The sequence below is a fragment of the Streptomyces sp. NPDC026377 genome, assembly GCF_055567715.1.
This window is the reverse complement of the sequence record NZ_JBVHPV010000008.1, coordinates 260990-273511: the sequence shown is the minus strand read 5'-3', so window position 1 is coordinate 273511 and position 12522 is coordinate 260990. Positions and strand designations below refer to the sequence as shown.

Sequence of the window (12522 nt, the reverse complement as noted above, 5' to 3'; positions counted from 1 at the left end):
CGGTACGCCCGACGGGCGTACCGCTCGGCTCGTTCTTCTCCGTCCGCGCTTGCGGTGGATGTCGGCCAACTGTGCGCACGTGGACGCCTCTTGGGAGGAATGGTCTGGACTTTTCGATCAATGAGGGGTGAGTATTGATCGACCGACAAACCGTGCTCTCCGACACCGAAGCAGCCTCGACAGGTGGAGGAAAGCTCGACGGAAGGATCGTTCGTGCGGAAGCTCGCAGTCCAGAAGAAGGTCCAGACGAAGTCGTGGTCAGTCGTCGGCGTGGCGACAGCCGCCCTGCTGGTCTCCTTCACCGCCCTGAGCAGCCCGGCCGGCGCGGCCACCCCCGCCGACGAGGGGGCGACGGTGGTCGGTGTCGCCAGCTCGGCGACCGATTCCCAGGCCGCGGCCCTGCCCTGCATCACCAGTTACGGCGTCATCACGTGTTTCGACAAGGCCGGGGACAAGGTGCTGGTCAAGGACACCGAGGCGGACCACAAGTCGGCCGTGGGACTCTCCCGGTACAACTACAGCCGTCCCGCCGACGGTTGTCGCAACGCACTGGGCCACGGCAAGTGGGCGGAGTGCAACTACAACATGCGCGAAGAGGGATACGTCCAACTCGAGAACGCCAGGTATGACGGCGACACCGGCAAGTGGTACTACCCCGACCCGCGCGTGCTCTCCATCTGGCTCCCCATCGGCTGACGGCCCGACGGCCTGACGAGTCCCCGAAAGCGGGGCCAGGCCCGAAGCAGTGCCCTGCCGACCGCACAGTCCGCTACGGAACGACCGGGCGCGGGCGATTCGTACGGTCGGCACCGGGGGTCAGTCGCCGGTGTCCCCTTCGGCGGCCGGGTCCTCGGCCATGAGGCGGGCCAGGAGCGCCCGGGCCTCCCGTAGACGCGGGTGGTCGGGGTGGAGGGACTGCTCGCAGGCGGCCACGGCGCGGCGGGCAGCGTCCTCCGCCTCCTGGCGGCGGCCCAGATGATGCAGCGCGGTGGCCGTGACGATGTCCGAGGCTCCGCTGGAGGCCCGGCTCCCGGTCGCGGGGAGCGGGCGGGCCTCGGCCAGGGCTTCCTCGTAGCGGCCCTGCCCGTTCAGGCAGGCCGCCAGAAGGCGGCGGAGCGCGGCCGCTCCGGGGCCGTCCGCCCGCGGCAGGTTCCCGCGGGCGATGGCCTCCGCTTCCTCGTGGCGGCCCTGCCCGTTCAGCGCCGCGCCCAGCTTGGCCAGGGTGAGCAGTTCGGTCTCCCACACCTGCGTCAGGTGCGCGAGGCGGACGGCGGCGCGCAGGATGTCCCGCGCTTCGGACTCCGCTTCCCCGTACCGCTCCTGCTGGACAAGGATCTCCGCACGGCTCGCCCGGATGGCCAGCAGGAGCGCCCGCAGGGCCGGGCTCGCACCCGCGGCCCGGTCCACGTCCGTGATCAGAGCGTCCACCTCGGGCAGCACTGCGAGGCCCCGTCCGTGCGCGACGGCCGCGCTCGCGGCGAAGGCCCTGGCCAGCAGGGCCGAGAGCTCGGAATCCGCACCCCGGACGGGCGGCATCGTCGCGAGAAACCGTGCGCCCTCTTCGGCCTGCTCGAACTCTTCCACCGAGTACAGCTCCTGGACCCGCTCCAGGACGGCGCCGTGGGGCGGCGCCAGTTTGCCCTCGATGCGCCGGTGCCGCAGACGGCTCCACTCGGCTCGTATACCTCTCACACCGGGTGAGGCTACGCGATGAGGGGGTGACGCGCGGTACGGAAAGTACCGTTGAGCTTGGTCTCGGTCCGCCAGGAGCCCCCACGGGGGCAACCCCCTGGGCAACGGCGTCTGGCTGACCCTGTGGACCCGGGGAAGCCCCAGGCCCGAGGCCAGGACTGGGTGGTGAAGGGCTTCCAGTCCCCTGGCTCACTCGCCCGTTCGCCCGCGGAATGCCGGTGCATCCCGCGGGCGAACGCGCGTGACCACCCGGCGCACCCCTACCGGGCACGCCGACGTCACTCCGTTACGGGAGCGGCGATGCGCTCGATACGCGGCCGGGCGACCTCGGCGTAATCCGCGCCGGAGACCATCAACGACCGGTCCAGGCGCGCGGCGTTGAAGTAGAGGCGGGGCCGGGCGACGACGTCCGGGTCCGCGATGAGTTCGAGTTCGGGTTCGAAGCTGAAGGGCAGGACGGTGCCGGGGACGGCGTGGGCCAGTCGCTCCGCGGTGGCCGCGTCACAGAAACCGACATAGCGGGCCGAGAACAGCGTGCGGACGGCGCCGAGGTCCACCCGCCGGTCACCGGGGACGACCGCGAGCACATAACGGGTGACCCGCCGGTCGACCTTGACGATGAGGACGAGGCACTTCGCCGCTTCCGACACGGGGTGCCCGCGCAGTGCGCTGACCGTCTCGGTCGTGCCCTCCGGTTCGTGGTCGATGACCTTGTACCCGGTTGCCGTGCTGTCGAGCAGGTCGATCAGACGCCGGTAGGTGCCGTTGTCCGGCATGGTGACTCCTCTTGTCGAATGGTGCGATGGGTGCGTTCGATGCTCTGGCCCCAGTACGTTCCGGTGACCATGAGCGCCGCCCCGAGACCGGCCAGGGCGGTGACCTTCTCGCCGCCGAGGGCGATGCCCACCGCGACGGCCCAGACCGGCTCGGTGCCCAGGAGCAGACTGGCCCGGCTCGCGGAGCTCTTCTGGACCGCCCAGGTCTGGGCGAGGAAGGCGAACACGCTGCAGAACAGGGCCAGATAGACCAGCTGGCCCCAGGCCGCGGCATCGGTCTGCGCCAGCCTCGGCAGGCCGGTGGAGGCCGGCACGGCCAACAGCACCGAGCCGAGGACCGTCTGGACGGCCGTGAGCTGCGAGGGCCGGACGGCACGGCCCTTCGTCAGACGCCCCACGAGGGCGACGTGGACGGCACGCACCACCGCGGCGGCCAGCATCAGCAGGTCGCCGAGGCGGGGCAGGTGGAAGCCGCTGCCGGACATCAGCAGCGTGACGGCCAGCAGGCACACACCGGTGGCGGCGAAGAAACGCGGAGGCAGGGGCCCGTAGCCGCCCGTGCGGTCCAGCAGGGGGGTCAGCACGATGGTGAGGCTGATGATCAGGCCGGCGTTGGCCGCGCTGGTGTGCGCGACCCCGTACGTCTCCAGAACCAGGACAGCCGCCTGGGTGACCCCCAGGAAGGACCCGACACGCACCTCGTCACGCGTCCAGCGCCGCTCCCGCCGGGCGGCGACGAGGACGAGGCAGGCCGCCCCGGAGATCGCGTACCGTGCGAACAGCACCACCAGGACGGGCAGCGCGGAGGTGGCCGTCTTCGCGGCCAGATAGCTGGAGCCCCAGACGACGGCGACCAGGAGGAGCACTGCGTCAGTGCGGCGGGTGTGGAGCACGCCCCTACGCTGCATCGCTTCCACCGTGAAGCCAAGACCATGACTCTTAATAGATCTTGAAGTATCCCTACACTGTGAGGGTGAACGAACGGCAGTTGCAGATCCTGCGGGAGCTCGGCGAACTGGGAAGCGTCACGGCGACCGCCGAGGCGCTGTTGATGACTCCCTCGGCCGTCTCCCAACAACTGCGGCTGCTGCAACGCTCGATCCCCGTCCCCCTCACCGAGCGCGACGGCCGGCGGCTGGTGCTCACCGACGCCGGCAACGCCCTGGCCGCCGCGGCCATCGAGGTGGAGAGCGCGCTGGCCCGGGCACGGCACACCATCGAGGAGTTCGTCGACCGGCCCGACGCGGGGGTGTCCGTGGCGGCCTTCCACAGTGCGGCCTCCGCGTTCTTCCCCCTGCTGCTGGGCGGCCGGACCGGCTCCGGGCACCCCGAGCTCTCGTTCGCCGACGAGGACGTCGAGCAGGACCACTTCCCGCGCCTGACCCGCCACTACGATCTCGTTCTCGCCCACCGCCTCGAACAGGCGCCGCCCTGGCCCGCCACGGTCACGGCCGGCACGCTGCTGCGCGAACCCCTCGACGTCGCCCTGCCGGCCGACCACCCTCTCGCGGCCAAACGACGCCTCACGCCGCGAGACGTCGCCGACCAGCCCTGGATCACCGTCCATGACGGCTTCCCGCTGATGGCGACCATCGAGGCCATCGCGAACGCCGCGAACCGGCGGCTCGACATCGTCCATCGCATCAACGAATTCACCGTGGTGGCCGAAGTCGTGGCGGCCGGGGGCGGCCTGGCGCTGATGCCGCGCTGGACCACACGCCCGCACCCGGCACTGGTCTTCCGGCCGCTCAGCGGCGTGCACGCCCGACGCCACATCGATGTGCTCCACCGCCCCGAACGCTCCGCACGACGAGCCGTACGCACGGTGCTCGGCGAACTCCACCGTGCGGCCGAGACGATCCAGAAACGAGACCCGGCTCATCCGGCCTGATTCGGGGCCCAGTTGCTGTACGTTGCGAGTAATCGAGTCCAGACGACGTGAGGGGCAGGTGGGGGACGTTGCTGGTCGAGACTCTGACCGCGCTCGCCGCGGCGAGCGGCGGTGCGGTGGTCCAGGCCGCGGGGACCGACGCGTGGCACGCGGTCCGTGAGCGGGTCGCCGAACTCTTCGGCCGTGGTGACGCGGAGCGCGGGCGGGCCGAACTGGAGCGCTTGGACCGCACCGCCCGGGCGCTGGAACCGGGCGCCGCGGCAGACCCCGACCGGGAGATCCTGCGTCAAGAAGGGGCGTGGCAGGAGCGGTTCGAGGCGCTGCTGGAGTCCTTGGACGCGCACGATCAGGAACGAACGGCCCAGGACCTGCGCGCCCTGTTGGCCTTCGTCGCCGGCCCGGGGGACGATGTGGCCCTGGCGACGGGCAATGCCGAGGCGCGAGACGGGGGCAGTGCGGTGACAGGGATCAAGCGGGTGGACGGCGGGCGGCCGGCCCGAGCGGTGAACACCGGGGACGCGCAGGCCACCGGCGCGGGATCCAGCGCCGTCACCGGCATCGTGGCCGAGTAGGCGACCGGGGGAGCGCGATGGCCAAGTGGCGGTGGGGCAGAAGGTATGACCCGGGCAAACGCACGCTTGCCGGGGGCACGGTCGGTGGGGATGTGCCGGAGCAGCAGGTGTCCGGAAGCGGGAACGCGATCGCGTCGAACGGCGGTATCGCGGTCTCCGGCATCTACAACGACCACTCCAGTGTGGTGCTGCCGCCGGAGGCCGTACGGCCCGTCAACGAGCTGAGGGCGCGGCCGGGACTGGACAACCTCCCCTATCGGACCGCCCACTTCGTAGGACGCGCCGCCGAACTCGACCTCCTCGACGCCTCCATGAAGAAACCCGGCGGGGTGTGGCTCCATGCCGTGCACGGTCTCGGGGGAGTGGGCAAGAGCACCCTGGCCGTGCACTGGGCGGCCACCCGGGCCCGCAAGCACGGTCTGACGCCCGTCCGGTGGATAGCCGCCGACAGCGCGGCGAGCGTGCAACAGGGCCTCGCGGCCCTGGCCACGTCCCTCCAGCCCGCCGCTTCCAAGGCGATGACCGTGGAAGCCCTGGCCGAGAACGGGATGCAGTGGCTGGCCGCGCACAGCGGCTGGCTGCTCATCCTCGACAACGTCAACCACCTCGCGGACATCGCCCCGCTGCTGGCCCGCGCGCCCAAGGGCCGCTTCCTGATCACCAGCAGACTCGCCACCGTGTGGCACGACGCCACGGCCGTCATCCGGCTCGACGCCCTGCAACCGGCCGAATCACTGGCCCTGCTCACCCATATCACCGGGACCTCGGGCTCCAGGGACCTGACCGGAGCGGCCGAACTCTGCGCGGAGCTGGGCCATCTCCCGCTGGCCGTCGAGCAAGCCGCCGCCTTCCTCGCCCAGAACCCGCTGCTGACCCCGCGCACGTACCTGGAACTGCTCCAGCAGGACCCCGCCCCGCTGTACGGGCAGGGCGGCGAGGGCTTCACCGTCGCCGAACGCACCATCGCCCGCATCTGGCGGGTGACGATGGACCGCGTCGGGGAACTCCAGCCGCTGGCAGCCGACATGTTGCGCACCCTCGCCTGGTACGCCCCCGACGGCATCCCCGCCGGCCTCGTGGACGACGCGGGCAGACCGGTCGAGGTCGCGGGCGCCATCGGTGTCCTGAACGCGTACAGCATGATCACCGTGGACCCCGCCACACGCGTCCTGTCCCTGCACCGGTTGCTCCAGTCCGTCGCTCGCACCGCCGACCCGGCGGACCCGCACCGCGCACCCCACCTCCTCACCGAGGCCCGTGGCCGCGCCACGGCCGCCCTGGAGTCCCTCCTGCGTCCGACCGACTGGCAGGACCCCGCCACCTGGCCCTTCGGGCGGGCCGTCCTTCCGCACATGGACGCCCTGGCCGACCACACACCGGCGTCCGCCGACACCAGCACCACGGCACGCCTCCTCAACCACGCCGGTGTCTTCCTCCTCAGCCAGGGGCTGGCCGTCCGAGGCGGCGCGCACCTTCGTCGCGCCCTCGACCACCACGAGCGGGAACTGGGCCCCGACGACATCAACACACTCTCCTGCCGGCACAACCTGGCGCACGCCTACGAGGCCGCAGGGCATCTGAGGCGAGCCGTCCCCCTGTACGAGCGGGCCCTCGTCGACGAGGAACGTGTACTGGGGCCCACCCACCCCCTCACCCTCGCCAGCCGTATCAACCTCGCTGCGGCCCACCAGGCGGCAGGAGACCCGGACAAGGCTCTCGCCCTGCTGGAGGAGAGCCCGGGCGACGGCCCCCTGTCCGACACACCCGCGGGGGAGGAGGACCTGGTCTCCCTCATCGCGCGCAACACCCTGGCCCGTACACGGCAGGAGGCGGGAGACCCCGCCGAAGCCATGCGCCTGTTCGCAGAGAACCTCACGGCATGCGTGCGCGTACTCGGCGAGGAACATCAGCTCACCCTGGTGACGCGGAACAATCTGACGGCCACGCGCACCATGATGTCGCAGCCGCAGGACCAGTCCGTCTCCCGCTTCGAGGCGATCCTCCGTGACATGGAACGGGCCCTGGGCGAGGAGCACCCCGACACCCTTCTCGCCCGGGCCAACCTGGCGGGCGCCTACCGGGACACGGGCGACCTGGACCGGGCCGTGGGACTGTTCGAGGAGGTCCTGCCCGACCTGGAGCGGGTACTGGGCGAGCACCACGGCATCACGCGTACCACCCGGATCGCCCTCGCCCGCGCCTACCACTCCGCGGGCGACCTCGACGGGATCGCTCGCCTCGGCACCCCACCACAGCAGCCCTCGGACCGCACCGCAGCGTCGGCGTCCGCTCCTGCGGGCGGCACCGCCTCCGGCGCGCTGAAGGACCCGTGGGAGGAGGAACACCGCGATACCCGCAGCGCCGACATCGGCTACGGCTTCCTGTCCGTCGGCGACGGGACACGTGCCGTCCCGCTGTTCGAGCAGTCTGTCCACGACAGCCAAAGCCGACTGGGCCCGGATTACCCCGGCGCGCTCACCGACCAGCACAATCTGGCGGTCGCCCACCTCATGGCGGGCGCTCCCGAGCGCGCCCGCCCCCTCTTCCAGCAGATCCTGGAGACCCGCGAGAACACCCTGGGGGCGGACCACCCCGACACGGTCAACAGCCGTCGGCACCTCGCGGACGCCCACCGCGCAGCGGGCGACCTGGACCGGGCCATAGCGCTGTACGACCAGACGTACCGCACGCGGACACGCGACCTCGGCGCCCACGACCCGGACACCCTGGCGGTCCTCGGCCTCCTGGCGTACACCCACCAGCTCGCGGGCAGACCGGACCGCGCCACGCCCCTGTTCGAGCGGGCGCTCAGGGGCATGGAGGAGGTGCTGGGCCACGACGACGCCGGCACACTCACCGTCCGCAACGGTCTCGCCGGGACGTACATGGCGGCAGGTGACCACCACCGGGCGGTGCTGCTCTACGAGGTCAACCTCACCGCCTTCACCGAGACCCTGGGGGAGAACCACGTACACACCCTCACCGCCGCCCGGAACCTGGCCGTCGCCCACGCCACGGCAGGCGACTTCCGCCAGGCCCTTCCCCTGTTCTGGAACACACTGCGCCGCCAGAAGAAGGTACTGGGCGCGGCCCACCCCGACACCCTCGCCAGCCAGATCAGCCTGGCAGGGGTCTATCGGGGCGTGGGAGCGGGACACAAGGCCCACCGCCTGTGCAACCGGACCCTCTCCACGTGCCTGCGCACGCTCGGCGAGGACCACCCCCTGACGCGCGACGCCCGTAAGCAACTGTCGGCCATGGAGCGGGCGGGACGCTGAGATACGGCCCGAGGGCGGTGAAACCCCTCACCCGCGGGCGGGGCCACTCATCGGGGTTCCCCCAGGACCTCAGTCGCAGGGGCGGATGACCTGCCAGTCCCTGGCCGGATCTCCCGTACGCAGGAACTCACTCAGGTGCAGGTCGGTCTCCCCGGTGATGTCGTCCCCGCCGGGCCAGACCGACTCGCATTCCCGGCACAGGAAGAAGAACTGACCGGTGTCCTCACGCCGATACCGCCGCACCCAGTCCTGACCGCACTGGACGCAGGCGACTTCCTCAGTCACCGCCGCCGTCTCCACCACCGCCGTCCCCGCCGCCTCCATCGCCACCGCCCCCGTCTCCACCGTCTCCGCCGTCGGTGCCCCAGCCGTCCGAGCCGCCCGGTTCGTTGTCGTCGCCGCCGCTGCCGAGGTTGCTGAACCAGGGGCGGTCCCAGGCGTCGTCGGGGGCGACCGGCTCGCCGGCTCTGGCGGGCTGGCGCTGCAGACGGAAGCGGGCCGTGCCCGTGGTGTCGCCCAGGCCGAAGGCGACCGCGAACACGTGGGCCATGACAGCGTCCAGCGGGTCCGAGCTCTCGTAGTGCACCGGTGCCAGGGGCAGCAGCACTGTGCCGGGGTCGAGGTCGGGGCGACGCGGCGGTCGCTCAATCAGGGCGACCCGCCGCTCGTCGCGCAGCACCCAGGAGCTCGTGGAGCTCGCCCGTCGCACCTCCCAGAGCCCCTGGGGAAGCCGCGCCTGTACGTAGCTCTTGGACTTGCGCAGCTTCTTCTTCAGGACGAGGGCGGCCGGTACGTCCCCCACCGTCATCCGCAGCCCCTGCGCCTGGTCAGAGGCGCTGCTCAGGAAGCCGTGCGGTGCCCGTATCCGTACCGGGGGAGCGCCCGGCCCCCACACGTCGACGCGTACCAGTCGGCGGTCCACCGCCACGCACACCTGGCCTGCGGGTCCGTGGGCGTACCGTCGGGCCATCCACAACGGCACACCCTCCATGCGCGCCCGCTCGGCCAGGGCGTTCAGCTGTGCGGGGCCGCCACAGTGCCGTACCGCCAACTCACCCATCACCTGAGCGAATTCGGCTGCCTGGCGTACCTTCACGGGAGTGGTGGTGCCCGTGACGCGGGTGACCGGGATGATGCCGCTGCCCGCGGTCAACCGGTCCAGCGGACGTTCCGTGCCGCCGCCCCCGAGCCACTGGCCGCGCTGGAACGCCTCGGCCATGGCGGGCAGGTTCAACTCGCTCAGCGGTGTGACCCTGCCGCCGCGACGCAGCTCTTCCTCCGTCAGTTCAACGGTCCGCGCCAGTGGATTCCACGACCGTTCCGTATAGAGCGCCTGGCTCATGCCATCTCCCCCGTGTCCGTGCAGTACAGCGACCGAGCCTACCGAGCTTCAGGACGCGCTCGAACAGCGTCCGGTTTCCGGGGTGTGCGGATCCGGGTGGGCTGGCCTCGGTGACGCCCGAGTCCGTGGTCGGCGGTGGCACGGCGAGGTGAGTCGCCTCCGTCGGCTGCACGCGGCTACCTGCGGGAGCTTGCGGAGATCGTCAACCTGTTCGGGCACGAGGGGGTCGTGGCCGAACGGGATACGGACCTCTACCTGCAGGCGCGGCGCAAGGACCGGCTGACGCTGGCCGTCGGGATGCGGTGGCAGCTGCTTCCGGGGCGCTCCTGTGCCAGCCCGGAGTACGAGCTGGGCGCAGCTGGAACCCGCGTACGCGATCTTCGGTGACAACTTCGACTGGTCGGCGACCGCGGACCGGCTGATGCTGTAGGTCTCCAACGGGATGGGAGAGGGCACAGAAGCCTCCCTGCCGACGAACCTGGCCGTCAACGCCCTGCGCAACGACCGGCGGGCCGGGATCCCCTTGGCAGACCAGGCCGCCCTCGCCGACCAGGCCGTCTACGCCCACTACCGGGGCCACTGCTACCTGTCCGTGCTCACGTTCGACTTCGGCCCTGTCGGCGGGCGGGCCCAGGTCGTGGATGCCGGGTCCCCGCAGATGCTGCGCCTGCGCAACGGGGCGGTCGAACGCGTCACTTTCGAGGCCCACTGCCGCTGGGCATGTTCGAGGAGACCGACTACACGGCGCAGGACTCCGAGGTCGAGCCGGGTGACCGCCTCGTCTTCGTCAGCGACGGGGTCTGCGCGGTCGCTTCCCCGGGCGGTGAGGCGTGCGGGGATGTGGCCCCGGCCCGGGCGATCATGTCCACCCGGCTGCTTCCCGCCGCCGAGGTCGCCCGGGCCGTTCCGCGGGAGCTGACGGGGCACCGCGGCCAGGCCCTGCCGAACGACGACGCGCTGGTGGTCTGCCTGGACTGGCGCGGCAGGGCGTGAAGGCCCACACGTGAGACACCCCGCAGGTTAGGGAACCGGCCTACGGATCGGCGGCGCGGCGGGTGGGCGCGTTCCTCGACGGACGCCAGGAGCGAATCGCTCAGCGATGGGCCGATGCGCCCCTGTTCCGGATGGTCTTCACGCCCTCCCGGGACGAGGCGGTGGAGGACGGTGGCCGCGCCCCGGCTGATGCCCCGGCCTCCAGGACGGCATGGCGGGCGCGCACACCCCGCCCGCAAACCGGGCGCATCTCTCCGTCGTTCGCTCCGCACCCCCTGGTAGCAGGGCTCCACACAGCGATAGCGTGGAAGCCACAAGGGGAGAGGGTCTACACCGTGAACACATCTGAACCGGCCCCGTCCGCGGAAAGCCAACTACGCGCCACCCCGCCCCACGAACTGGTCGCCACCGCCCGACGCCTGCTGACCGACCGCGTCAGGGCCACCGGGGTGACCCTGTTCCTGGCCGACTACGGGCTGAGTGTCCTGCAACCGGTCACCCACCTCCCGCACACGGGCGAGCCCATCGCCGCCCACGACGGACCCGCCGGACGCGCCTTCATCAGCCAGGCCCCCGTCGTCGAAGTACCCAACGGCCCCACACCCACGCACCTCGTCCATCTGCCTCTCACCGTCCGCGGGGACCGGCTGGGAGTGCTGTCCGTCCGCCTGCCCAACAGCGCGACCGACCCCGCCACAGTGCTCCGGCTCACCGACTTCGCCACCGCCCTGGCCCACGAGATCATCACCGCAGGCCGCGACACCGACCTGTACCTGCAGGCCCGTCGCACCCGACGCCTTACCCTCGCCGCCGAAATGCAGTGGCAGCTGCTGCCCGGGCGCGGCTGCGCCCGTCAGGAGTACGTCATCGGCGCCCACCTGGAGCCCGCCTACGCCATCGGCGGAGACAACTTCGACTGGTCGACCAGCGCTGACCACCTCACCTTGACCGTCACCGACGGCATGGGCCAGGGCATCGACGCCTCCCTGCTCACCCACCTCACCGTCGGCGCCCTGCGCAACGCACGCCGCGCCGGGATAGGACTGGCCGACCAGGCATGCCTCGCCGACCAGGCCCTCTTCGCCCAGTACGGCGGCAAGATGTACGCCTCGACCCTCCTGCTGGACTTCGATCTGGACACCGGCATCGTGCACGCCGTCGACGCCGGCTCCCCCCAGCTCTACCGCCAGCGCGGCGACACCCTGGAGCAGATCGAACTCGAAGCACAGCTCCCGCTCGGCATGTTCGAAGAGACCCTCTATGAGGAGCAGACTTTCCGGGTCGAACCAGGCGACCGGCTGATCGTCGTCAGTACTGGCGTGCACGGCGCACGCGCCGCCGACGGCGGATCCTTCGGCGAACGAGCCCTGCGCCAGACGCTCAGCGCCACACGCCGGGAACCTCCGCACGAGGCCGCACGCGCCACGGTCTCCGGTCTGATCGAGCACTTCGGCAGCCGACACCTCGCCGCTGACGCCGCGGTCGTGTGCCTGGACTGGCAAGGCCGAAAGACCCGAGCGTCACGGCACACCGCCCCAACCCCCTGACCCCCGTCATTCACACTCTCGATCAGCAGACCGCGACAGCGCGGCAGCCTGCGCACCGAGAAAGGCCTTCAGCCCCCGGCTCAACGCGGCCCGCTGGGCCGGGTCCATCCCCCTCAACACCTTCGCCAGAGCCCGGCCCTCGCGGAGCGGCTGGGCCTCGCACTACCTGCGGCCAGTCGGCTGTGTGACCGCCTCGAGGCGGCCGGCTTGCTGGTGCGTGCTTACCATCCGCGCGGGCGCCGTGAGGTGCAGTTGGCCTGACCGCGCCTGGTCGCCAGGTGCTCAGTGACGTGGTGGAACATCGAAGGCCGCTGGTGTGTGCGATCGCCGACTATGCCCTTCGGTATCTGCCCCGAGGCCACACGCGGGGGAGGAACCGCCTTCGCGGAAAGCTGAGGCCGAGCCGTGGCGCCGCCGTCGACACGGGATTC

At 71.3% G+C, this 12522-nt stretch carries 11 protein-coding genes and 1 pseudogene; 7 read left to right on the top strand and 5 right to left on the bottom strand.

Features of this window, described 5'->3' with window-relative positions:
• Positions 1–213 precede the first annotated feature (213 nt).
• Complete coding sequence (locus ACZ4MU_RS19350; protein WP_467877800.1) at positions 214–696, top strand: hypothetical protein; 483 nt, start codon at positions 214–216, stop codon at positions 694–696.
• Between the two features lie 120 nt (positions 697–816).
• Here ACZ4MU_RS19350 and ACZ4MU_RS19345 read toward each other — a convergent pair whose 3' ends face one another.
• From ACZ4MU_RS19345 to ACZ4MU_RS19335, 3 genes are all read right to left on the bottom strand, one after another.
• Positions 817–1692, bottom strand: a complete 876-nt coding sequence (locus tag ACZ4MU_RS19345) for a tetratricopeptide repeat protein (protein ID WP_467877796.1) — start codon at positions 1690–1692, stop codon at positions 817–819.
• A gap of 278 nt (positions 1693–1970) precedes the next feature.
• Complete coding sequence (locus ACZ4MU_RS19340) at positions 1971–2468, bottom strand: YbaK/EbsC family protein (protein WP_467877793.1); 498 nt, start codon at positions 2466–2468, stop codon at positions 1971–1973.
• Positions 2438–3376: a DMT family transporter gene (locus ACZ4MU_RS19335; protein WP_467877791.1), complete on the bottom strand. Its 939-nt coding sequence runs from the start codon at positions 3374–3376 to the stop codon at positions 2438–2440. The genes ACZ4MU_RS19340 and ACZ4MU_RS19335 overlap by 31 nt, the downstream gene beginning before the upstream one ends.
• Positions 3377–3441: 65 nt before the next feature.
• On the opposite strand from ACZ4MU_RS19335, the gene ACZ4MU_RS19330 reads away from it, so the two are divergent.
• From ACZ4MU_RS19330 to ACZ4MU_RS19320, 3 genes are all read left to right on the top strand, one after another.
• Positions 3442–4359, top strand: coding sequence for a LysR family transcriptional regulator (locus tag ACZ4MU_RS19330; RefSeq protein WP_467877788.1), 918 nt, complete (start codon positions 3442–3444; stop codon positions 4357–4359).
• A 68-nt stretch (positions 4360–4427) separates the two neighbouring features.
• Positions 4428–4931: a hypothetical protein gene (locus ACZ4MU_RS19325; RefSeq protein ID WP_467877786.1), complete on the top strand. Its 504-nt coding sequence runs from the start codon at positions 4428–4430 to the stop codon at positions 4929–4931.
• A 107-nt stretch (positions 4932–5038) separates the two neighbouring features.
• On the top strand, positions 5039–8209 hold the full coding sequence (locus tag ACZ4MU_RS19320) for a tetratricopeptide repeat protein (protein WP_467877784.1): 3171 nt from the start codon (positions 5039–5041) through the stop codon (positions 8207–8209).
• A gap of 69 nt (positions 8210–8278) precedes the next feature.
• On the opposite strand, the gene ACZ4MU_RS19315 is transcribed toward ACZ4MU_RS19320, so the two are convergent.
• Positions 8279–8494 (bottom strand): hypothetical protein, encoded by a 216-nt coding sequence (locus ACZ4MU_RS19315; RefSeq protein WP_467877782.1) that lies wholly within the window; start codon positions 8492–8494, stop codon positions 8279–8281.
• A complete protein-coding gene (locus tag ACZ4MU_RS19310; protein WP_467877779.1) occupies positions 8487–9551 on the bottom strand; it encodes a hypothetical protein in 1065 nt (354 codons plus the stop codon). Before ACZ4MU_RS19310 ends, ACZ4MU_RS19315 begins: the two co-directional genes overlap by 8 nt.
• 168 nt (positions 9552–9719) lie before the next feature.
• On the opposite strand from ACZ4MU_RS19310, the pseudogene ACZ4MU_RS19305 reads away from it, so the two are divergent.
• The 3 genes and pseudogenes from ACZ4MU_RS19305 to ACZ4MU_RS19295 form a co-directional block, all read left to right on the top strand.
• A pseudogene (locus ACZ4MU_RS19305) lies at positions 9720–10544 on the top strand (PP2C family protein-serine/threonine phosphatase); the annotation flags it as partial.
• Positions 10545–10879: 335 nt separating this feature from the next.
• Positions 10880–12091 (top strand): PP2C family protein-serine/threonine phosphatase, encoded by a 1212-nt coding sequence (locus tag ACZ4MU_RS19300; RefSeq protein WP_467877777.1) that lies wholly within the window; start codon positions 10880–10882, stop codon positions 12089–12091.
• 21 nt (positions 12092–12112) lie between these two features.
• On the top strand, positions 12113–12352 hold the full coding sequence (locus ACZ4MU_RS19295; protein ID WP_467877982.1) for a MarR family transcriptional regulator: 240 nt from the start codon (positions 12113–12115) through the stop codon (positions 12350–12352).
• Positions 12353–12522: the final 170 nt, after the last annotated feature.

What these genes read in the sequence shown, in the direction of transcription:
- ACZ4MU_RS19340 (WP_467877793.1), bottom strand. Translation starts at nt 2,468, where the DNA reads ATGCCGGACAACGGCACCTACCGGCGTCTGATCGACCTGCTCGACAGC.
- ACZ4MU_RS19335 (WP_467877791.1), bottom strand. Translation starts at nt 3,376, where the DNA reads ATGCAGCGTAGGGGCGTGCTCCACACCCGCCGCACTGACGCAGTGCTC.
- ACZ4MU_RS19310 (WP_467877779.1), bottom strand. Translation starts at nt 9,551, where the DNA reads ATGAGCCAGGCGCTCTATACGGAACGGTCGTGGAATCCACTGGCGCGG.